Origin of the sequence: Burkholderia sp. MS455 (assembly GCF_016899445.1) — a bacterium.
Lineage (GTDB): Bacteria > Pseudomonadota > Gammaproteobacteria > Burkholderiales > Burkholderiaceae > Burkholderia > Burkholderia pyrrocinia_C.
In genome coordinates this window covers 706,262-727,332 of record NZ_CP041778.1, presented here as the reverse complement: position 1 = coordinate 727,332, position 21,071 = coordinate 706,262, and the positions used below count along the sequence as shown (strand labels likewise).

Annotated in this window: 17 protein-coding genes; 1 reads left to right on the top strand and 16 read right to left on the bottom strand. The window is 67.2% G+C overall.

Translation table 11 applies throughout. The features are described 5' to 3' along the window. Positions 1-31: 31 nt before the first annotated feature. The 10 genes from FPJ27_RS07755 to FPJ27_RS07710 all read right to left on the bottom strand — a co-directional run bounded on the left by FPJ27_RS07755 (position 32) and on the right by FPJ27_RS07710 (position 12,916). Positions 32-1,198 carry a glycosyltransferase family 4 protein gene (locus tag FPJ27_RS07755; protein ID WP_175958641.1) on the bottom strand — a complete coding sequence of 389 codons (1,167 nt, stop codon included), beginning with the start codon at positions 1,196-1,198 and terminating at the stop codon, positions 32-34. After that, positions 1,198-2,382, bottom strand: a complete 1,185-nt coding sequence (locus tag FPJ27_RS07750) for a glycosyltransferase family 4 protein (protein WP_072439358.1) — start codon at positions 2,380-2,382, stop codon at positions 1,198-1,200. Before FPJ27_RS07750 ends, FPJ27_RS07755 begins: the two co-directional genes overlap by 1 nt. Next, on the bottom strand, positions 2,379-3,845 hold the full coding sequence (locus FPJ27_RS07745; protein WP_204422532.1) for a glucose-6-phosphate isomerase: 1,467 nt from the start codon (positions 3,843-3,845) through the stop codon (positions 2,379-2,381). The genes FPJ27_RS07750 and FPJ27_RS07745 overlap by 4 nt, the downstream gene beginning before the upstream one ends. Before the next feature lie 10 nt (positions 3,846-3,855). Next, a complete protein-coding gene (locus tag FPJ27_RS07740) occupies positions 3,856-4,992 on the bottom strand; it encodes a glycosyltransferase family 4 protein (RefSeq protein WP_204422531.1) in 1,137 nt (378 codons plus the stop codon). 127 nt (positions 4,993-5,119) lie between these two features. Further along, positions 5,120-6,079, bottom strand: a complete 960-nt coding sequence (locus tag FPJ27_RS07735) for a glycosyltransferase family 2 protein (protein WP_204422530.1) — start codon at positions 6,077-6,079, stop codon at positions 5,120-5,122. Positions 6,080-6,141: 62 nt separating this feature from the next. After that, positions 6,142-8,367: a polysaccharide biosynthesis tyrosine autokinase gene (locus FPJ27_RS07730; RefSeq protein WP_072439349.1), complete on the bottom strand. Its 2,226-nt coding sequence runs from the start codon at positions 8,365-8,367 to the stop codon at positions 6,142-6,144. A gap of 50 nt (positions 8,368-8,417) precedes the next feature. Beyond that, positions 8,418-9,596, bottom strand: coding sequence for a polysaccharide biosynthesis/export family protein (locus tag FPJ27_RS07725; RefSeq protein ID WP_034185155.1), 1,179 nt, complete (start codon positions 9,594-9,596; stop codon positions 8,418-8,420). Further along, a complete protein-coding gene (locus tag FPJ27_RS07720) occupies positions 9,590-10,033 on the bottom strand; it encodes a low molecular weight protein-tyrosine-phosphatase (RefSeq protein WP_072439345.1) in 444 nt (147 codons plus the stop codon). The genes FPJ27_RS07725 and FPJ27_RS07720 overlap by 7 nt, the downstream gene beginning before the upstream one ends. 31 nt (positions 10,034-10,064) lie before the next feature. Further along, a complete protein-coding gene (locus FPJ27_RS07715) occupies positions 10,065-11,477 on the bottom strand; it encodes a UDP-glucose/GDP-mannose dehydrogenase family protein (protein ID WP_034185153.1) in 1,413 nt (470 codons plus the stop codon). 65 nt (positions 11,478-11,542) lie between these two features. After that, positions 11,543-12,916 (bottom strand): undecaprenyl-phosphate glucose phosphotransferase, encoded by a 1,374-nt coding sequence (locus FPJ27_RS07710; protein WP_072439503.1) that lies wholly within the window; start codon positions 12,914-12,916, stop codon positions 11,543-11,545. Positions 12,917-13,344: 428 nt separating this feature from the next. On the opposite strand from FPJ27_RS07710, the gene FPJ27_RS07705 reads away from it, so the two are divergent. Continuing rightward, positions 13,345-14,871: a mannose-1-phosphate guanylyltransferase/mannose-6-phosphate isomerase gene (locus FPJ27_RS07705; RefSeq protein ID WP_204422529.1), complete on the top strand. Its 1,527-nt coding sequence runs from the start codon at positions 13,345-13,347 to the stop codon at positions 14,869-14,871. Between the two features lie 121 nt (positions 14,872-14,992). Here FPJ27_RS07705 and FPJ27_RS07700 read toward each other — a convergent pair whose 3' ends face one another. The 6 genes from FPJ27_RS07700 to FPJ27_RS07675 form a co-directional block, all read right to left on the bottom strand. After that, positions 14,993-15,934, bottom strand: coding sequence for a transposase (locus tag FPJ27_RS07700; protein ID WP_204423097.1), 942 nt, complete (start codon positions 15,932-15,934; stop codon positions 14,993-14,995). Positions 15,935-16,655: 721 nt separating this feature from the next. Then, positions 16,656-17,237 carry a DUF3501 family protein gene (locus FPJ27_RS07695; RefSeq protein ID WP_072439339.1) on the bottom strand — a complete coding sequence of 194 codons (582 nt, stop codon included), beginning with the start codon at positions 17,235-17,237 and terminating at the stop codon, positions 16,656-16,658. A gap of 31 nt (positions 17,238-17,268) precedes the next feature. Next, positions 17,269-18,606: a heterodisulfide reductase-related iron-sulfur binding cluster gene (locus tag FPJ27_RS07690; protein ID WP_204422528.1), complete on the bottom strand. Its 1,338-nt coding sequence runs from the start codon at positions 18,604-18,606 to the stop codon at positions 17,269-17,271. Between the two features lie 122 nt (positions 18,607-18,728). Then, positions 18,729-19,151: a rubrerythrin family protein gene (locus tag FPJ27_RS07685; protein ID WP_034185149.1), complete on the bottom strand. Its 423-nt coding sequence runs from the start codon at positions 19,149-19,151 to the stop codon at positions 18,729-18,731. A 234-nt stretch (positions 19,152-19,385) separates the two neighbouring features. Beyond that, positions 19,386-20,654, bottom strand: a complete 1,269-nt coding sequence (locus FPJ27_RS07680; RefSeq protein WP_072439337.1) for an RNA polymerase sigma factor — start codon at positions 20,652-20,654, stop codon at positions 19,386-19,388. After that, entirely contained in the window at positions 20,651-21,067 is a 417-nt protein-coding gene (locus FPJ27_RS07675) for a glyoxalase/bleomycin resistance/extradiol dioxygenase family protein (protein WP_072439335.1), read from the bottom strand. The genes FPJ27_RS07680 and FPJ27_RS07675 overlap by 4 nt, the downstream gene beginning before the upstream one ends. Between the last annotated feature and the right edge of the window lie 4 nt (positions 21,068-21,071).

Sequence of the window (21,071 nt, the reverse complement as noted above, 5' to 3'; positions counted from 1 at the left end):
GTACGGCACGCACGGTGCGCGCCGCGGGCGCTCAACCTGCCGCCTGGATCGCCTCTTCGTACACGCCGGCGACGCGCCGCGCGATCACCGCGTTGTCGAAATGATCGCGCGCATAACGCTTGCACGCGGCCTCGTCGGGCAGCGCGATCGCACCAGACAGCGCGCCGCCGAGCCCTTCCGCGATCGCGTCCGCGCCGGTCGACGGCAGCACGAGATCGTTGGACAGCCCGGCCACCGCCTCCGGCAGCCCGCCGACCGGCGTGACCAGCACGGGCGTGCCGGACGCGAGCGATTCGACGGTGATCAGCCCGAAGCCTTCGAGCGCGACCGTCGGCACGACACTGACCGTCGCCGCGCGGTACAGCGCCGCGAGATGATGGTCGGGCACGAAGCCGAGCAGCTTCACGTTGTCCTGCAGCCCCGCCGCGTCGATACGCTGCTGCAATTCCTCGCCGATCTTGCCCTTGCCGGCGATCAGCAGCAACACGTCCGGGTGACGGTGCTTGACGAGGCCGATCGCGTCGATCAGGTCCTCCAGCCCCATGCGCCGCACGAGCCGGCGCACGGCCAGCACGATCGGCCGATCCTGCGGCAGTTGCAGCTTGTGCCGCGCCTCGGCGGGCGTGAGCGGCGTGTCGAACTGCGCGGTATCGACGCAGCCGGGAATCACGCGCACGCGCGACGGCTCGATCCCGTAGCGGTTCGTCAGGATCTGGCCGAATGCCTGCGACAGCACGATCAGCCGCGACGAGCGCGTATAGACGGCCTGCTCGAGATAGCGCTTCGCGCGCTGCCCGAGCGACGCGGCGCCCTCGACCTGGCTTTCGTCGGCCCACGGCCCCTGGAAGTGCGACACCTGCGGAATCCCGCGCGTCACGTCGAGGCCCGGGAACGTGTACAGCGCGAAGTGCGAAGAAATCACGTCCGGCCGCTCGCTGCGGATCTCCTCGCGCAGCGCGCGCCGCGCGGCGAGCATCCGGCGCGCGAGCGTCTGCGACGCGGGACCGAAGCCCTGGATCGCGCCGCCCGTGTCGTCGGCGACCTTCGGCGAGCCCGCGACGAGCCCGCGCACCTCCACGCCCGCGCCCGGCAGCGCGCCGACGAGCGAGTAGTACATCCGGTCGAGGCCGCCCGCACGTTCGGGGAACCAGTGCATGCCGATCTGCAACGATTTGATCGGCCGGGAAGATTGGGACATCACGATTGCTCCTGCGTGACTGCATGCTCGACCCGCTCGAACGCGGACGGCTGCGTGGGTTGGCCGATGCGCCGGTAGAGCGCGACGTACTGGGCACCCATGTGCGCCCAGCCGAAACGGGTCATCAGTTCGCGAGCCGCGCCGCCCATCGCGCGGCAGGTGTCGCGCGACGCCGCGAGCGAACCGATCGCCTGCGCGAGCGCGGCGGGATCGTCCGGATCCTCCAGCACGATCCCGCATTCGCGCGTGATGATTTCCGCGCCGCCCGCGGTGCGCGCGGTGACGACCGGCAGTCCGGCCGCCATCGCCTCGAGCAGCGACAGGCTCATCGCTTCGTAGCGCGACGGGAATACATACGCATCGACCGAGCGCATCAGCGTCGGCATGTTTTTCACGAGGCCGAGGAAATGCACGCGCGAATCGATGCCGAGCGCGCGCGCCTCGTCCGGATACGGGCTGCCGGGCAGATAGCCGGCCACCGCCAGATGGACGTTCGCCGGCAGCTTCGTCAGCGCCTTCAGCACGGTGCCGAGGTTCTTGCGCGGCGTGCGCAGGTCGCCGACGAACAGCAGCAGGAACGCGTCGTCCGGCAGCTTGAACGCCGCGCGGTCGGCCTGCGCACCCGCGAACGCACTGCCGTCGACGCCGTTGTAGATCACGCTGATCTTGCGGCTGTCGATGCCGAGCGCGGCGATCTCGTCGGCCACCTTCTGCGACACCGCGGTGATCGCACGCGAACGCCGGTATGCCCAGCGCTCGAGCGCGGTGTTCACGCGCGTATAGACGTACTGGTAAGCCGACCACATCCCCTTCGTGAGCCCGAACGGATAGTACGGGCTCCTGAACCAGCCGCCGTGCACGAAGTGCGCGGTGTTCACGTCGGCCTTGATCCACGAGATGAAGCCGTTCACGTGCAGCACGTCGTACTCGCCGCGATGCGCGCGCAGCCACCACGCGCTCTTCAGCGCGAACACCTGCTGCTTGACGAGATTCGACGGCCAGAAGCGCCCGACCTTCACCGGCACCCAGCGCACGCGCGGGTCGGCCAGTAGCTCGGGCGCGACGTGCGATGCGACCAGCGTGACTTCGTAGTTCTCGGCCAGCGCCGCGCGCGCGATTTCGTAATTGACGCGGCCCTGCCCGTCGTTATGTCGCACGACATGCGTGACGATCGCGATTCTCAAAGGTCGCCTCCCCGTGAACGCGCGGCGGCCAGCAGGCGTTGCGCCTTCTGCCAGTGCGCCGCGGAAAGTATCGAAAAAATGGCTGTAAACATCAGCAGGCCGCCCGTACCGATCAGCGAGTTCGTGAACACGAGCATCGCGAACGTCGACAGGCACAGGCTCAGGCACGCGCCGACGAACTTGTCCTTGCGCAGCTTGAACGCCGCGCGCAGCGTGCGGCCGAACAGCATCACGACGCCGGCGAGATACAGCAGCGTGCCGGGCCAGCCGAGCACGAACGGCACGTTCATCACGCCGCTGTCGAAGCTGCCGTACTTGCCGAGCTCGCCGCTGTCGCTCGACAGCTTCGTCGATGCGCCCGTCGCGCCCATCCCCTCACCGGCGACGTCGGTAAACGCCGTCTGCGCGAAGGTTGCGTAGAACTTGTTGCGGTCGTCGTAGCTGCGGTCGTCCTTCAGGTTCACGATCGACTGCAGACGCTGGCCGAGACGATCGGCCACCGGCCCGACGGTCAGCAGCGGCACGCATAACCCGACCAGCACGACGCCGCTGATGAGGATCCGCATCCGCACGCGGTTGTTCGACTGCGCGAGCTGGATCGCGAGCGCGATCACCCAGCCGCCCCACGTCGAACGCACGAGACACAGCGCGAACGACACGAACCCGGCCGCCCCCGCGAACCAGCGGATCTTCTGCGGCGCCGCGAGCACGAACACCAGCGCGCCCATCATCGCGAACGCGAACGGCCCCGACGAGTTCATCGTGCTGAATACCCGCACGCCGTACGGCACCGGCTCGCCCTGCGAACCCATGTCCGAACCGATCATCCACAACACGTCCCACTGCGGCATCACGAAGTACTGCACGACGCCGTACACGCCCATCACGAGCATGCCCCACATGAACGTGGACAACAGCACGTCGCGGTACTCGGGATAGTCGCGCGCGTTGACCATGATGTGAAAGCCGATCAGCACCGGGTACACCCAGTTCGCGAGGTCGTAGGTCGCGGCCATCACGCCGCTCGACACGATCCCGACGAGATAGGCGTACGCGAGCCCGAACAGCATCAGCAGCACCGGAATCCCGCGCCGCTGCGCGAGCACGCGGTAATGCCGGATCAGCCCGAAGCCGGCGATCATCGTCACCGCGAGCGGCGCGACCTGGATCAGGCTGGTCGGCGTGAACGCGCCCTTCGACCAGTCGGCGAGACGCCGCACTTCCGGGCTCAGGAACCACACCCACCACATGAAGCCGACATAGCGCGCCGGGCTCTTGAAATACAGCCAGATGCCCACCGCGATCGCCAGCACCGGAAACGCGAGCGTCAGTACCTTGCCCTGGTGCGCGGCGATCAGCACGGCGGTGAACGACCACAGCCCGGCCTGCCCGGCCCAGTGCTTCGGTTCGGCAAACCAGCTGCGGTTGCGCGACGGTGCGCGTTCGGCGGCAATCGTACTCATCGATCCGCTCTCACCGCGACGACGGACGCGAATCCGCAAGCGGCATCGCCAGGCCCGCGGCGGCCGGCGTGCGGCGCCGTCGCAGCAGGTCGCGCGTGATCCGCACGTGCTGCTCGGCGAACGCCTGCGTGGTCAGGTCGCGCTCGCGCAGGCACGCGGCGGCGGCCCGCGCGCAGCCGAGCGCCGCGACCGGATCGGCGACGAAGCGATCGGCGGCCTGGCGCATCGCCTGCGCGTCGAACGCCGGCACATAGGCGGCCGTATCGTGCGGGAAGTAGTCGCTGAGGCCGCCGACGTCGGACACGATCATCGGCTTGCCGACGGCCGCCGCCTCGAGCATCACGGTGATGCCCGACGCGTGGAAGTTCGGCCGCAGCGGCACGACGATCACGTCGGCCCACGCGTACAGCTCGTGCTGCTTCGCGAGCCCCGACGCCGAGCCGATCTTCACGTTCGGCGCATGCCACTCGCGCGGCACGCGGCGCCGCGTCGCGAGCCGTACGTCGTAGCGCTCGTCGCCGCCGAACGCGGCGAGGAACGTGCGCCAGTCGCGGTCGCGGTCGTTGCCGATCGCCGCGATCCGCAGCGGCCGGTTCGGTTGCCATTGCTGCGGCTCGGTGAGCGGGAAATCCTGCGTGTTCAGCCCGTAATAGACGAACTCGGCATCGCGCCCGAGGTAGCGGCGGCACAGCTCGGCGTTGTCGCGGGCGAGCGTGGTCAGTGCGTCGGCGCGCGCGAGCAGCTTGCGGTACAGCCAGCGGCGCGCGCCGCCGAAGCTGCCCCACTTGTCGAACAGCCACACGCTCTGCGCGAGCAGCAGCGGGCGCTTGCCCTGCGCGCCGGCGAGTTTCAGGATCAGCGAAGCGGCGAGATGCTCCTGCTCGGTGTGCGTCCAGATCACGTCGGTGTTCAGCAGCGCGGCGCGGTTGCGCCATGCATGCACGACGTCGAAGCCGAGCGCCGCCTTCAGCGCGCGGCGCGCGAGGCTGGCGACCCGGCTCTCGCCGCCGTCCTGCGAATACGTCAGCCGGAATTCGTCGGATTCGGCATGGTGATAGCCGTACAGGCAGCCGATGTTCTCGCCTTTCCGATAGGTACGCGGATCGGCGCCGTAAAACAGGTGGACGTGGACTTTCGTTGTGGTCATGTCAGCCTCCGCCGGGCCGCCCCAATGAGGCTGACCGCCCCCTCGGGGGGCAGCGCGCAAAGCGCGCGTGGGGGTTGTTTCATTTCGAGCCCTCCGGGAGTGGCCGCGCGCGATGCGCGCAGCCCGTTCAAGACGTCACCGGCGGCATCGCCGCACGGTGGGGGGCAAGGTTCGCGCGGCGTGCGTCGCGCGCGCCGCGGCGCACCGCGCGCCAGTGCTCGCGGATCCGGCTGCGCTGCGCCGTATGCAGCGACAGCAGCACGTGCGCGAAACCCGGATAGACGCGCGTACCGACCAGCGTCCACCACCACCACGCGATCTCGCGCCGGACCGGCGGCAGATGCTCGCGCAGGATCAGATGCAGGTTGTACGCGCCGTTGCTGATCGCATTCAGCGAAGCGGCGTCGCGCCGGTCGTCGTCGAAGCGCTCGGCCGGGAAATGATCGACCGCGATCGCCGGGTCGTAGACGAGCTTCCAGCCGTCGCGCTGCACGCGCATGCTGAACGCCATGTCGTTGTGCACCTGCGCACCGGCGCCGCGCAGCCGCGTATCGAAACGCAGCCGTTCGATCGCGGTGCGGCGGTAGCTCATGTTGGCGCCCTTCAGCATGGCGACTTCGCGCGCGCCGCCGACGCCGAGGTGATGATTGCCGACGATCTTGCCGGACAGCGTGAGCAGGCCGACGCGTTCGCGCGATTCGTCGAGCACGCGGCCTTTCTCGTGCACCCAGTCGCGCCCGCCGACCGCGCCCACGCGCGGATCGGCCTGGAATGCCGACTCGACGCGCGCCAGCCAGTCGGGGTGCGGCGCCGCATCGTCGTCGGTGATCGCGACGATGTCGCCGTTCGCCGAGTCGAGCCCCTTGTTCAGCGCGGCGACCTGCCCCGGCACGTCGACCGGCACGATGCGCAGCGGCAGCGCGCCGCCGACCGCCGGATCGGCGAGCCGTTCGTGCGTGGCGTCGTCCTCCGGGCGCGCGACGACGATCACCTCGTCGGGCAGCCGCTGCTGCCGCTGCAGCGCCAGCAGGCAGCGCGCGAGGTCGGCCGGGCGCCGGTAGGTCGGGACGAGCACGGAAATTTTCATCGATGGTTCTCCAGTCGGCCGGGCTGGCGCGCTGCGCGCCGGCCCGGTTTCGCACACTGCACTCAGGCGCTCAGGTATTCGTGCACGGCCGCGTAGCCGCGGCCGTAGCCGCGCGCCTTCGGCGGCACGCCGTTGAAGATCCCGCCTTCCAGATCGACGCCCGCGGTGCGCAGGCGCTTGATCGCGTCGGCGATCTCGCCTTCGGTGTGCATGCCCGAGCGCAGCACGAGGAACGTCGAGCCGGCCATGCGGCCGATGATGGTCGCGTCGGTCACCGCCAGCACCGGCGGCGAATCGATCAGCACGACGTCGTAGCGCTTGCTGAGCCCTTCGAGGTATTGCGGCAGGCGCGTCGACATCAGCAGTTCCGACGGGTTCGGCGGACGCGTGCCGGCCGCGATGAACGACAGGCCCTGCACCGGCGTTTCGCGCACGGCATCCTCGAGCGGCGACTGGTCGCTCAGCAGTTCCGACAAGCCCGGCTGCGCGGTGAGGCCGAAGTAGCGATCGAGCAGGCCGCGACGCATGTCGGCGTCGATCAGCAGCACGCGCTTGCCCGAATGCGCGAGCAGCACCGCGAGGTTGACCGTCAGGAAACTCTTGCCGATGCCGGGCGTCGGGCCCGTCAGCACGATCACGCGGTTCTTCGCGTCCATCATCGCGAACTGCATCGCGGTGCGCAGGCTGCGCAGGCTCTCGACGCTGAGATCCTTCGGACGCAGGCTCGCGAGGATCGGCCGCGCGCGGCCGCCGCCCTTCTCGGCCGCGGCGTCGAGCTTCACCTGCTCGGCGCTTTGCGGCACCAGCCCGTACAGCGGCAGGTTGAACGCGCGCTCGATGCGATCGGGATCCTCGATGCCCTGGAACAGGTTGCGGCGCAGGAACACGATGCCCGTGCCGAGGATCAGCCCCAGGAACACGGCGGCCGACAGGATCAGCACCTTCTTCGGCTTCACCGGATCGCCCGGGCGCAGCGCCGAATCGACGAGGTGGATGTTGCCGCCCGTGCCGGCCTTCTGCACCGACAGCTCCTGCACGCGGTTCAGCAGCAGCACGTAGATGTCCTCGGCGACCTTGGCGTCGCGCTGGAGCTGGACGGCCTTCACTTCGGTCGCCGGCAGGCTGCGGAAGCGGTTGCTGAACTTGTCCTTCTCGCCCTGAAGCTCCGAGAGCTGCTGCTTCGCGGCGATCACCATCGGGTGCGAATCGGTGAAGCGCTGCGCGAGCGACGCGAGCTGCAGGCGCTGCGCGGCGATCTGCTGCTCGTACTGCACGCTGCCCTCGAGGTAGACCTTCGCCTCTTCGCTCGCGTTGATCGAGCCCGACGTGCGCTGGTATTGCGTCAGCGCGGCTTCCGCGCGTTCGAGGTCGGCCTTCAGGCGCGGTTCCTCGCCCTTCAGGAAGTCGAGCATCTTGGTCGCTTCTGCCTGCTTCGCGACCACGTGCTGGTTCAGGTACGACTGCGCGAGCGCGTTCGCGATCGCGGCGGTCTGATCCGGGTCCTTGCCTTCGAGCGAGATCTGCACGACGCCCGTCTGCTTGCCCTGCTCGCTCACCTGGATGCCGGCCTGGAAGCCGCCGATCGCGTCGAGATCGTTGTAGCGGACCACCGTGAACTGCGTGCCGGGGCGCGCGACGAGCTTCTTCACGAGCAGCGTCACGCCGCCGCCTTGCGCCGATTCGCCGACCTGGCCCGACAGCAGCCGGGTGCCGTTCTGGTCGACGAGCGAATACGTGTCGTTCGGACCGGCCGTCAGCGTCAGCTTCTTGCCTTCGAGCGCGGGCACGACGCTGATCGAATCGACGTCGGCGACTTCACCGCCCCACGCGTACGACTTCAGGCCGAGCCACGGCCGCGCCGGCGTGCCCGGCGTCGCGACGCGCGCGGCGAGGCTGCCGATCACGGGCAGCGTCTTCGGCACGACCGAGAAGTTCAGCTTGAACTGCTCGACGACCGGCGCGACGACGCCGCGGCTCTTGATGATCTCGATTTCCGCATCGGTCTGCGCCTGCTGCGGACCGGTGTTGATGGTCGCGCCGGTCTGCGTCTGCGTGAGCGCCTGCGACGTGTTGTCGTTGCTCTCGACCCGCACGTGCACGTCGGCCTGATACACCGGCTTCGCGATGTAGCAGTAAAGGCCGGCGAGCGCGATGACCGTCGCCGCGATGCCGAGCAGCAGCCAGATGTCGTCCATGATCACCTGGAGCAACTGGCCGAGGACGACGTCCTCTTCCTCGGTTTTCACGGACAGATCCGCGTAGGAGTGTTTCGCTTGCGTGTTCACCATTCGTTCCCGCTTGAGTGGTGCCGGGGGGCAGGCGCCGCCCCGGCGGGCTATCAGCGCGTGATTTGCCGCATGTAGAAGATCGTCTGGATCGTCGGCAGCACCTGCTGCAGCACCCGGTTGAACTGCACCGAGCTGGCCGTGCTGACGTAGACCACGTCGAGCGGCTGAAGCGGGAAGCGGCTCGACAGCATCAACGCATCGGGCTGCGTCATGTCGAGGCGGAACACTTCAGGCTTCGTCGGGTTGTCGCGCATGCCGCGCATCACGTAGATCTTGCGCGGGTTCGCATCGGTGTCGAGGATGCCGCCGCCCGCCGTCAGCGCGTCGGCGATGGTCAGCCTGCCCTTGAGCATCGGCACCGTGACCGGCGTCTTGACCTCGCCCATGATGAACACGCGGCTGTCGCTGCGATCCGGCACGTTGACGATGTCGCCCTGCTGCAGCATCACGTTCTGCCGCACTTCGCCGCGATCGAGCACGCCGTTCGCGTCGAGCGTGTACAGCTTGCCGTCGCGCGTCAGGCGCACGCGCTGCAGGTCGGCCTCGTTGGTCGAGCCGCCCGAGCGCGAGATCGCATCGACCAGCGTCAGCGGCACGTCGCTCATCGCGAGCGGGCCCGGCGTCTTCACCTCGCCCGTCACCTGCACCTTCTGGCTGCGGTACGACAGCACGCGCACGTCGAGCTGCGGGTTCTTCACATAGCGCGCGAGACGCGTGGCCAGCTCGTCGCGGGTCTGCGCGATCGTCTTGCCCGCCACGTGGATGCGGCCGACGAACGGGAAGAAGATCGTACCGTCGGCGGCCACCGTCTGGCCGTAAGGATCGGCCTGGCCCGGCAGCGACGACGAATAGGGCTGCTGCAGCGCGCCCGCGATCGTCTGCGTCGTGTTGCCGCCGCTGGAGAACGACTGGCCCTGCGGCGTCGTCAGCTCGGGGTGGTCCCAGACGGTGACGCCGAGGATGTCCTGCGCGCCGATGCGGTACACGTACTGCGATGCATCGGTATAACGTCCCGGCGGCAGCGGATGGTCGACCTGCTGCTTCTGCAACTGGTCCATCACCACTTTGGCGTCGATGTAATGAACCGGATAGGTCTCGGCCGCTTGCTGGCGGCCTTCGTCCTTCAGGTTCGACGAGTCGAGGTAGTTGCCGGGCGCGGTTGCACAGGCTGACAGGAAAGTCGTCAGCGCGACGGCAAGCGCCACCGGGCGCATCGGGCGTTTCAGCATAGTTTCTGTAGCCATCCTTGAACCAGACGTTCGATCTGTGAGTAGCTCTCGCGGTATTCGGCCTCGGGGCCGCCGTGCGGATCGGCAATCTCGGCCCCTTCCCACTTGCCGAGCAGGTGGACCTTGCCGCGCGCGAACGGATCGACCGATTCGACGGCCGCGATCTGTCCGCGCTCGCTGACGAGAATCAGGTCGGCGTCGCGCACGATCCGGCGCGACAGCCGCCGCGAGCGGTGGGTTGTCGCATCGACGCCGCGCTCCGCGAGCAACTGCCGCATCACCGGATCGATGCCGTCGCCGTCGTTCGCATGAACGCCGGCCGAATGAAACGTCGCGCGCGGGCCGCCGCGCGACGCGGCGTGCGACTTGAACAGCATTTCCGCCGCCGGGCTGCGGCAGACGTTCGCGTGGCAGACGATCAGGATGTTCCGGAACATGGCGTCTCGTAGCGGGTGACGGGAAACAGGGTTACGCGCTCGCTCGCGCGGCGCCCGGCACGCGGGCGGCGACGGCCTGGCGCGAGCCCGGCCGGCCGATCGGGTGGTATTCGATGCCCTGCTCGCTCATCGTCTCCGGCTCGTACAGGTTGCGGCCGTCGAAGATCACCGGCGTCTTCCACAGGCGGCCGAGCGCGACGAAATCGGGGCTCTTGAACGCCTTCCATTCGGTGACGATCACGAGCGCATCGGCGTCGCGCGCGGCCTGAGCTTCGTCGTCGACGAAGCTCAGGCGCTCGAGCCAGCTCGGGTGATCGGCGAGATCGAGCGCGATCACGCGGCGCGCCTCCTGCTGCGCGACCGGGTCGTACGCGGCGATGCGCGCGCCGCGCGACAGCAGCTCGGCGATCAACTCGCGGCTCGGCGCCTCGCGCATGTCGTCGGTGTTCGGCTTGAATGCCAGGCCCCAGATCGCGAACGTACGGCCCGTCAGGTCCTCGCCGAAGCGCGCGACGATCTTGTCGGCGAGCACGCGCTTTTGCGTCGCGTTGACCGACGACACGGCCTTCAGGATCTGCAGCGATTGCCCGTGCTCGTCGGCCGTGCGGATCAGCGCCTCGACGTCCTTCGGGAAGCACGAGCCGCCGTAGCCGCAGCCGGCATACAGGAAGTGATAGCCGATGCGCGGATCGGAGCCGATCCCGCGGCGCACGGCTTCGATGTCCGCGCCGAAGCGGTCGGCGAGGTTCGCCAGCTCGTTCATGAACGAGATGCGCGTCGCGAGCATCGCGTTCGCCGCGTATTTCGTGAACTCGGCCGAGCGCACGTCCATGTACAGCGTGCGTTCGTGGTTGCGGTTGAACGGCGCGTACAGCTTCTTCATCAGCTCGCGGGCGCGCTCGCCCGGCACGTCGTCGTCGCAGCCGATCACGATGCGGTCCGGCCGCGTGAAATCGTCGACCGCCGCGCCCTCCTTCAGGAATTCCGGATTCGACACGACCGAGAACATCTGGTCGCCGCCGCGCTTCGCGAGCTCCTCGGCGACCGCCGCGCGCACGCGCTCGGCCGTGCCGACCGGCACCGTCGACTTGTCGACGATCACCTTGAAGCCCGTCATGTAGCGGCCGATGTTGCGCGCCGCCGCGAGCACGTATTGCAGGTCGGCCGAGCCGTCCTCGTCGGGCGGCGTGCCGACCGCGATGAACTGCACGTCGCCGTGCGCGACCGCGGCCTCGATGTCGGTCGAGAAACGCAGGCGGCCGGCCGAGCGGTTGCGCGCGATGACTTCCTTGAGGCCCGGCTCGTGGATCGGCACGCCGCCGTTGTTCAGGATGTCGATCTTCGCCTGGTCGACGTCGAGACAGAACACGTCGTGCCCGATGTCGGCGAGGCATGCGCCGGTGACAAGACCTACGTAACCGCTGCCGATGATAGTCAGATTCATGATGTGTCGACCTCTTGACCAATGATTCGAAATTCGTAAAACCGGAATGCCCGCAGGGCACTGTGTCAGTACGCGTTGCTGCCGGTGAAGCCTTTCCACAGCGTCAGCGCGACGATCTTGATGTCGAGCCAGAACGACCAGTTCTGCATGTAGTACAGATCGAGCTTCACGCGTCCCATCATCTTCTCGATCTGGTCGGTCTCGCCGCGAAAGCCGTTGATCTGCGCCCACCCGGTGATGCCGGGCTTGATCCGGTAGCGGAACATGTAGCCCTTGACCAGATCCTTGTAGATGTCGTCGTGCGCGAGCGCATGCGGGCGCGGGCCGACGACCGACATCTCGCCCTTCAGCACGTTGATGAACTGCGGCAGCTCGTCGAGGCTGGTGCGGCGCAGGAACCGGCCGACCGGCGTCACGCGCGTGTCGTTCTTGGTCGCCTGCGTCACCGTGCCCGCCGCTTCCTGGTGCACCTTCATCGAGCGGAACTTGTAGATCTCGAACTCGTGCCCGTCGATGCCCTTGCGTTTCTGGCGGAAGAACACCGGCCCGCGCGACGTCAGCTTGATCAGGCCCGCGATCAGCAGCATCACCGGCGCGAGTGCCGTGAGCGCCGCCAGCGCGAACAGCCGGTCGAACACGAACTTCGGCAGGATCCGCACGTCGGTGATCGGCGACGCCGCGAGGTTGATCGCCGGCACGCCGAGCACCTCGACCACTTCCTGGTTGAAGAACGACAACGTGCGCACGTCCGGAATGAAACGGATGTTCACGAAATCATGGCGGAACACCGTCACGATCTGGTGAATCCTCGGTTCCTCCGAGATCGGCAGCGTGAGCCACAGCTCGCGGATCGCGCGGCTGCGCACGAGCCACACCAGCGATTCGAACTGCCGCTCGATGCGCACGTCGTCGAGCGCGACATCGCCCGGCACTTCGCTTTCGTCGTACACGCACACCGGATTGAAACCCGCTTCCGGCCGCGCCCGCATCTGCGCGATCAGCCGCCGCGCCGCCGGCGTACCGCCGACGATCGCGACCGCCTTCAGGTTGTAGCCGCCGCGGCGCAGTTGCCGCAGCACGACGTGCACGCAGGCCTTCGAGCCGGCGAGCAGCGCCATCGTCACGAGCGCCCAGTAACCGAGCCACAGCCGCGACAGGTCGCCCGACTGGTGAAAACTGAAGCTCATCAGGATGCCCGCGAGCTCGACCACGAGCCACGCGAACGCGACGCGGCCCATCAGCCCGACGAGACGCTTGCCTCGCCACGACTGGTAGATGCCGATGGCCGGAAAGAACACCACGACCAGCAGGCAGTCGAACAGCACCGTCGTGCGCTGCAGGTCGTTGAGCCAGATGCTGCCGTCGTGCAGCGCAGCGGCGATCAGCGCCCCTGCCACGACCATCGCGATATCGATGACTCTCGCCAGCACGCTCAACATGTCTGCTTCCTCTTTGAACAGGCGTTTGCCGAACAGCTCCTCGTGCAGCCCGTGCCGCACATTCGATTCAAACGTTGCATGACGCTATTGAAGCGACAAGAAAATCGCCCCTCAAGCGCACAAGTATTTCGAAAAATAATCGGAAATTATTGCCGCGAAGTTTTTGATTTAATTCGGCAGGTTTTCCCGAATCGATCGGGAATCGAGAAATTTTCGGAAATTTTCCCTTCGCCGCGAGCCCTTTGCAGGCACGGGATGACCAACAATGCCCGGAATTATTTTTTATTTTTTTATTTACGTCCGATGCGATCGCGGAAAATTTTTCCAGATGCATGCATGGCGAATATCAGTCAATGGTCCCGGTTTTATTGTCGATTTACTTCATGCTACAACGACAGGCACTGACTTCAACCGTGGAGAGTGTCACCATGAATGCTCCGGCAGTGGCAGCCGAAACGCGCCAATCTTCTTCCGCCGCTCCCGCCGCCGGCACGCGCCTCGCCGTGCAGCCGGTGATTCTTGCGGGCGGTTCCGGCACGCGCCTGTGGCCGATGTCGCGCGAACGCTTTCCCAAACAGCTGATCGGCCTGCTCGGCGATCATTCGCTGCTGCAGTCGACCGCGCTGCGCCTCGACGGCCTCGCGGCCGACCACCCGCTGAACGACGACGTGCTGATCGTGTGCGGCGAGGATCACCGCTTCACGACCGCCGAACAATTGCGCCTGACGGCCAAGCCCGCGACGATCATGCTCGAGCCGCTCGGCCGCGACACCGCGCCCGCGCTGACGCTCGCCGCGCTGCGGCTCGTCGCCGACGGCAACGATGCGGTGATGACCGTGATGCCGGCCGACCATGCGGTCGCCGACCTGCCGCGCTTTCACGCCGCCGTCGCGGCCGGCGTGCACTGCGCGGCGCAAGGCAGGATCGCGACGATGGGCATCGTGCCCACGCACGCGGAAACCGGCTACGGCTATATCCGCGTCGGCGCGCCGCTCGGCGACGCCGCGACGGGCAACCTCGACGTGCGCCGCCTCGACCGTTTCGTCGAGAAGCCGCACCTCGAACTCGCGCAGCAGTACGTCGCATCCGGCGAGTACTGGTGGAACAGCGGGATCTTCATCGTTCGCGCGTCGGTGTGGCTGAAGGCGATCCGCCAGCTCGAACCGGCGATCTACGAGGCCTGCGAACAGGCCGTCGCACTGGGCAAGGCCGATGGCGACTTCTTCCGCGTCGATCGCGACGCGTTCGCCGCATCGCCGTCGAACTCGATCGACTACGCGGTGATGGAGCCGCTCGCGAGCCTGCCGCAGCTGTGCGAGAGCGTCGTCGTGCCGCTCGACGCGGGCTGGTCGGACGTCGGCTCGTGGGACGCGATCTGGCAGATCTCGCAGAAGGACGAGGCCAGGAACGTCGGCCGCGGCCACGTGCTGTTCGAAGGCGCCGAATCGACCTTCGCGCATTCGGAAAGCCGGCTCGTCGCGTGCGTCGGCACGCAGAACCTCGTCGTCGTCGAAACGCCCGACGCCGTGCTCGTCGCGGACAAGTCGCGCGTGCAGGACGTGAAGAAGATCGTCGGCCGCATCAAGGCGCAACAGGGCGCGGAAGCCACCGATCACCGCAAGGTGCATCGCCCGTGGGGCCACTACGACTCGGTCGACATGGGCGAGCGCTTCCAGGTAAAACGCATCGTCGTGAAACCGGGTGCGCGACTGTCGCTGCAGATGCACCACCATCGCGCCGAACACTGGATCGTCGTGCGCGGCACCGCGCGCATCACGCGCGGCGACGAAACGTTCCTGCTGTCCGAAAACGAATCGACGTACATCCCGCTCGGCGTCTCGCACCGCCTGGAGAACCCGGGCAAGATGCCGCTCGAACTGATCGAAGTGCAGTCGGGCGCGTATCTCGGCGAGGACGACATCGTCCGCTTCGACGATACCTACGGCCGGCAGTGACGCAGCAAGCGCCGGGGCTCCGCTTCGACAGCGGAGCCCCGGCGTGGCAAGCATGGAAAGACGAGGCTTCCGCGCGGGCGTCGTGGCACACGACGGCCCGCGCGTTGCATTGGAACGGCGCTCAACCTACGCGGTACGCGTATTCGCGGCGCTCCGACTGCACGGGATCGTTGCGGCTTTCCGACAACGCACCCGCGTGACGCTCGGCGATGAAGCGCTTGATGTCCGACTCCGCGCGCGCCAGCGCGGACAAACCGGCCAGCACCTCGCTTTGCGGCGCGCGCGCCGGCTCGTGGCTCGCACCGTGGCGATCGATCCACTGGCGCGCCCAGTCGAGCGCGAACTGCTCGGCTTCCTCGGCATCGGTGAAACGCGGACCGATGAGGCCCGAGCGCTCGACGCGCCGGTCGTCCTGCGAGATCTCGGCCCACGCGCGATACATCAGGTTCTGCACGGGCTGCGCGATGCCGCAGATCATATAGCCGCGATACTCGTCGACTTGCGGTTCGGCCGCGGCGAAGCTCGCCGACGACGCACGCGCATGGCGCAGTTCCGCCGCCGGCGTACCGGGCACCACGAACGACGTGCGGGCCGGATCGGCCACTGCGTCGTCCGGCATCGCGCTCAGCGACGCGCCTTCGCCCTCCCAAACGTTTGCCTGCGCGACCGGCAATTGCCACGACTCGGGGTTTTGCCAGAACACGCCGCGCAAGCGATCGTTGTCGGGTGCGGGCTCCGCGCGACGCGCAGGCACGACCGGCACCGGCGGCGGCGGAATATACGCGAACGTGCGCCCGCTGAACTGGGTCAGCACGTCGATCATCTGCAGCAGCGTGCCGCTCGCGAGCCACTCCTCGTAGCGACGACGGCACGTCGGCCCGGACGGATAACGACCGGGCAGCTTGGACCAGGCTTCACCGGTCGTCAGGATCCAGAGCACCGCGTTGGCAACGACGCGCGGTTCGGCTCGTGGACGCCCACGACGATTCAGCCGGATGGGTTCATCGGCGATCAGCGTTGAAAGACGAAACCACTCTTCATCGTTAAGCTCATCGAAGAACATAGTAGATCTCTCCACGCAGCCAGGCCGGGCTGCGATTGGCGGCGCCGTCGCGACACATCGCGTCGCGGGGCGGCCAGGTTTGCACATTATGTTTATCCGATGTTGTGCATGCCGGCCGACACCGCACTTTCACGGTGCCGGAATTCCCGGCAACAGCGCACAAATCACGGTCTCACTCCAATGTGGGAATTTTTGTGCACGAAGCATACCATCCTCAGGGTTTATCTCAATATGACAATGACTTAATGTTACGCACTGAAACAACCTGCCACGGGTACGCAATCCATTTATGCTTGAATTTTTTTGCGCGATCTTTATGCCCGGCGCTGCAAAGGCCCGTCTGGCGGGGCGCTTCAGGGTATGAAGAATGGCCGCCAATGGGCCTTTCCGGGCTGTTCCGACCCTTGCCTGCAACAATCCCCGGAATTGCCGACTAAAATCGGTAAATCAGGGAAAATTTCGTAACAAGATATTCACGAATCGGTAAATCATTCAATTCCCGTTCAATTGAATTTTCTCCGTGCACAATCTCTTTATTGTTTCTCTGCGAGTGATGAAAGCACGGTGACGCGGAATGCACATTGTTTCTCCGCACGCAAGCGCGGGACGCCTGTTACATTTTCGCGGCAACAGGCGAGCGCTCGCCGCGCTACTCGCGGAAAGCCTGTCTCGGGTCGAACGGAAAAGCGGAATACGCCGCGCAGGACGCGCGGCGGTCATGTCAGCGCAGGTCGCCGGCCAGCGACGCGGTCACGTCCGGATCCACGCGCTGCGGCGGCATCGTGTAAGCCGGGTGATCGCAGCCGATCGACAGCGCCGCCCCGTCCTTGAGCGCCGCGCGCATCGGCACGTCGAGTTCGAAACGCACGAAATGCACGGCCGACGTCTTCTCGTCGTTGTCGCGCTCGAGATCCTCGTCAGCGATCGCGTAGACGCGCGCGTGCCCGTCGACCTGCAGGTACACGCGATCCTCGATACCGATCAGCCGCGCGAGCGCCGCGCGCCGCTCGATCTCGTGTTCGTATTCGATCTGCATCGTCGCCTTCAGGTTGGTGCCGTCGGGCACGAGCGGCAGATACGCGTCCAGTTCGCCGTCGATGCCCGCCTCGTCGAAGATCTTCTCGATGTGCAGCATCTCCTGGATCTGATAGCGGATCGTCGTCTCGTCCTCGAACAAAAAGCGCAGGTGGTTGCCGAGTGCGACCGCCCGGCGGCGCTTGTACGCGACGAGCCGCGCGTGTTCGGTCCTGCGGATCTTCGCGTACGCTTCGAGCGTCAGCAGGGAGTCGCGGGTCAGCGTCATGGGATGTCCTCGTGAGTCGGCCGGCAGCGGCTCAGATGCCATATGCGCGGCGCAGCAGCGTGAGCGGATGCGCGAGCGGCGCGGACGGCAGCCCCTTCTCGTCGATGCCCTGCACGATGTGATGGCCGGCCAGCGCGCAATCCGACGACACGAAATCCGGCTGCGGCTCGGCCATCGCCTTGAACACGGGCGCGCCGATCCGCATCGCGTCCGCATGGAATTCCTTCTTCACGCCGAACGTGCCCGCATGGCCCGAGCAGCGCTCGACGACGTTCACGCGCGTATCGGGCACGAGCGACAGCACGTCGGCCGTCTTGCGGCCGATGTTCTGCACGCGCGCATGGCACGGCACGTGATACGACACGGTGCCGAGACCGGTCGTGAAATCGGTTTTCAGCAGCCCGTCGCGATGCCGCGCGATCACGTATTCGAACGGATCCCAGAATGCGTCGGCCACCGCGCGCACCGCTTCGTCGCCGGGGAACATCAGCGGCAGCTCGCTCTTGTACATCAGCACGCAGCTCGGGATCGCGCCGATCAGCGCATAGCCTTCGCGCGCATAGCGTTCGAGCACGGGCAGGTTCACCGCCTTCTTCGCGGCGACACCGGCAAGGTTGCCCTGCTCCAGCAGCGGCATTCCGCAGCATGCTTCGCGCGTGACGAGCTCGTACGGAATGTCGTTGTGCGCGAGGATCGCGAGCAGGTCGTGGCCGATGCCCGGCTCGTTGAAATTCACGTAGCACGTCGCGTAGATCGCGACCTTGCCGGGCGTGCGTTCGCCGTCGCGCGCGGGCGGGTTGCCGGAGCGCTTCGCGGCGCGCCGGAACTTGCGCGGCGCGAACTCCGGCAGCCACGCGTTGCGATCGACGCCGAGCGCCGCTTCGAGCGCATGGCGCGCGGGCGGCGTGCGGTTCACCGCGTTCACCGTCTGCGTGACGATCGGGATGCCCGCGAAATGGCCGAGCGCATCGGTGTTCGACAGCACCTTGTCGCGCAGCGTCGCTTCGCCGCGCTTGTAGCGCGCCGCCTTGCCGCGCAGCATCAGGTGCGGGAAGTCGACGTTCCATGCATGCGGCGGCACGTACGGGCATTTCGTCATGTAGCAGAGGTCGCACAGATAGCACTGGTCGACCACCTTGCCGAACGCTGCCTTCGGCACTTCGTCGATATCGCCCATCGGCGTGTCGTCGACCAGATCGAACAGCGCGGGAAACGCACCGCACAGCGACACGCAGCGCCGGCACCCGGCGCAGATGTCGAACACGCGCGTCATTTCCGCATCGATCGCGGCCTGGTCGTAGAACGCATCGGACTGCCAGTCGAGCGGATGCCGGGTCGGGGCTTCGAGACTGCCTTCCTTGTGGGGCATGAGGCGCTCCAGCGTGGCGCGCATGCGCGCGAGCGCGCCGCCCGCGCGCTGCGGGCAGCGATGAACGAACGGCCGGCCGCTTGCCGGTTACACGGTCGTGCCGTGCGGCCTGCGGCGGCCCGTCAGTCGACGAGACTGTCCAGCGCCTTCGTATAGCGGTTCGCGTGGCTGCGTTCGGCCTTCGCGAGCGTCTCGAACCAGTTCGCGATTTCGTCGAAGCCTTCGTCGCGCGCCGTCTTCGCCATGCCCGGATACATGTCGGTGTATTCGTGCGTTTCGCCGGCGATCGCCGATTCGAGATTCAGCCGCGACGAGCCGAACGGCAAGCCCGTTGCCGGATCGCCGACGGCTTCCAGGTATTCGAGGTGGCCGTGCGCATGGCCGGTTTCGCCTTCGGCGGTCGAGCGGAACAGCGCGGCGAGGTCGTTCTGGCCTTCGACGTCAGCCTTCGAAGCGAAATACAGATAGCGTCGATTCGCCTGCGATTCGCCCGCGAATGCGGCCTTCAGGTTCTCTTCGGTTTTGCTGCCCTTGAGGTGAGCCATGTGCGCCTCCGTTCGAGTCGGCGCGGCCGCATGCGAAGCCGGGCCGATCAGATATGTGGGGAACGATGCGTTTGCCTGGGGCGTACGCATCGTGCCTTTTAATCTAGGCGCTGGCGTTCGCATCCCCCAATAGGCTTTTTCAATCCGGGTGATAGTGCCGGGCGTACATCCGGGGATCGTCGGGAGGGAGGGGTCAGTGCGCGTATGCCGCGCTTACGACGCACGCTTCATGCGTCACGCATCCATCGCACGCTTGAGCAGCAATTCGCGCTCGCGCTCGTTGCGCGTCAGTTCCGCCGCGCGGCGGAACTCGAGCTTCGCCTCGTCGGCACGCCCGAGCTTCGCCAGCAGATCGCCGCGCACGCTCGGCAGCCAGTGATAGCGCGCGAGCGCGGGATCGTCGCGCAGCACGTCGACGAGTTCGAGCGCCGCCGCCGGCCCGAACGCCATCCCCACCGCCACTGCGCGGTTCAGTTCGACGACCGGCGACGGTGCGACTTCGGCGAGCGCGTCGTACAGCGCGACGATCTGCGCCCAGTCCGTTTCCGACGCGTGCCGCGCACGTGCGTGGCAGGCGGCCAGCGCGGCCTGCAGCGCATACGGCCCGCGCACGCCGCCGAGCTTCGTCGCCCGTTCGAGCGCCGCGAGACCGCGCCGGATCAGCAGTTGATCCCAGCGGCTGCGATCCTGATCCAGCAGCAGCACCGGCCGGCCCTGCGCATCGGTGCGCGCATGCATGCGCGATGCCTGCAACTCCATCAGCGCGACGAGGCCGAGCACTTCGCTCTCGTCCGGCGCCAGCCCCGCGAGCACGCGGCCGAGCCGTAGCGCTTCGTCGCACAACGCGGGGCGCATCCAGTCGTCGCCCGCGGTCGCCGCATGGCCTTCGTTGAACACCAGGTAGATCACCTCGAGCACCGACGCGAGCCGCGCGGGCCGCGCATCGGCGGCCGGCACCTCGAACGGCACGTGCGCCGCCGCGAGCGTGCGCTTCGCGCGTACGATCCGCTGCGCGATCGTCGGCTCGGGCGTCAGGAACGCACGTGCGATCTCGCCCGTCGTCAGCCCGCCGAGCAGCCGCAGCGTCAGCGCGACGCGCGCGTCGGTCGACAGCACCGGGTGGCACGACGTGAAGATCAGCCGCAGCAGGTCGTCGCCGATGTCGTCGTCGCTCGCGTCGGCGAGCGCATCGGCGATGTCGGGGACGACATGCGCTTCGAGCGCGTCCATCTCGTGGCCGAGCTGGTCGCGCTTCGCCGCATGAAGCGACTCCTGCCGGACGCGGTCGAGCGCGCGACGCTTCACGGCCGTCATCAGCCAGGCGGCCGGATTGTCGGGCACGCCGTCGACGGGCCAGTGCTCGAGCGCCGCGACGAGCGTGTCCTGCGCCAGTTCCTCGGCCACGCCGACGTCGCGCACCACGCGCGCGGCGCGTGCGATGATCTTCGGCGCCTCGATCCGCCAGACCGCTTCGATCGCACGATGCGTCGCCTCATGCGTCACGACGCCTGCCCCTCGGCGGACGCGTCCAGCGGCATGGCCATCAGTTCCCATGCATGGCCGTCCGGATCGTCGAACCCGTGGCCGTACATGTTCGGGTACTCGCGCGGCGCTTGCGGCGCGGACCCGCCGGCCGCCAGCGCCTTTGCGACGATCGCGTCGACTTCGGCGCGGCTTTCGCACGACAGGCACGACAGGACCTGCACCTGCGTTGCCGGATCGATGATGGTTTTGCCGGTGAACGTCTGGAAAAACGGACGCACGAGCAGCATCGCGAAGATCGTGTCGCTGATCTTGATGCAGGCGGCCTGGTCGTTGGTATAGGCCGGCACGACTTCGAAGCCGAGCGCCTGGTAGAACGCCTTCGAGCGCGGCAGGTCGGCCACGGGCAGGTTGATGAAGACCATCTTGTGCATGTCG

Coding starts and splice junctions, on each gene's coding strand:
- FPJ27_RS07700 (WP_204423097.1), bottom strand. CDS start 15,934: ATGTTCTTCGATGAGCTTAACGATGAAGAGTGGTTTCGTCTTTCAACG.
- FPJ27_RS07730 (WP_072439349.1), bottom strand. CDS start 8,367: ATGGTGAACACGCAAGCGAAACACTCCTACGCGGATCTGTCCGTGAAA.
- FPJ27_RS07705 (WP_204422529.1), top strand. CDS start 13,345: ATGAATGCTCCGGCAGTGGCAGCCGAAACGCGCCAATCTTCTTCCGCC.
- FPJ27_RS07690 (WP_204422528.1), bottom strand. CDS start 18,606: ATGCCCCACAAGGAAGGCAGTCTCGAAGCCCCGACCCGGCATCCGCTC.
- FPJ27_RS07725 (WP_034185155.1), bottom strand. CDS start 9,596: ATGCTGAAACGCCCGATGCGCCCGGTGGCGCTTGCCGTCGCGCTGACG.
- FPJ27_RS07735 (WP_204422530.1), bottom strand. CDS start 6,079: ATGAAAATTTCCGTGCTCGTCCCGACCTACCGGCGCCCGGCCGACCTC.
- FPJ27_RS07720 (WP_072439345.1), bottom strand. CDS start 10,033: ATGTTCCGGAACATCCTGATCGTCTGCCACGCGAACGTCTGCCGCAGC.
- FPJ27_RS07675 (WP_072439335.1), bottom strand. CDS start 21,067: ATGCACAAGATGGTCTTCATCAACCTGCCCGTGGCCGACCTGCCGCGC.
- FPJ27_RS07695 (WP_072439339.1), bottom strand. CDS start 17,237: ATGACGCTGACCCGCGACTCCCTGCTGACGCTCGAAGCGTACGCGAAG.
- FPJ27_RS07685 (WP_034185149.1), bottom strand. CDS start 19,151: ATGGCTCACCTCAAGGGCAGCAAAACCGAAGAGAACCTGAAGGCCGCA.
- FPJ27_RS07715 (WP_034185153.1), bottom strand. CDS start 11,477: ATGAATCTGACTATCATCGGCAGCGGTTACGTAGGTCTTGTCACCGGC.
- FPJ27_RS07710 (WP_072439503.1), bottom strand. CDS start 12,916: ATGTTGAGCGTGCTGGCGAGAGTCATCGATATCGCGATGGTCGTGGCA.
- FPJ27_RS07745 (WP_204422532.1), bottom strand. CDS start 3,845: ATGAGTACGATTGCCGCCGAACGCGCACCGTCGCGCAACCGCAGCTGG.
- FPJ27_RS07755 (WP_175958641.1), bottom strand. CDS start 1,198: ATGTCCCAATCTTCCCGGCCGATCAAATCGTTGCAGATCGGCATGCAC.
- FPJ27_RS07740 (WP_204422531.1), bottom strand. CDS start 4,992: ATGACCACAACGAAAGTCCACGTCCACCTGTTTTACGGCGCCGATCCG.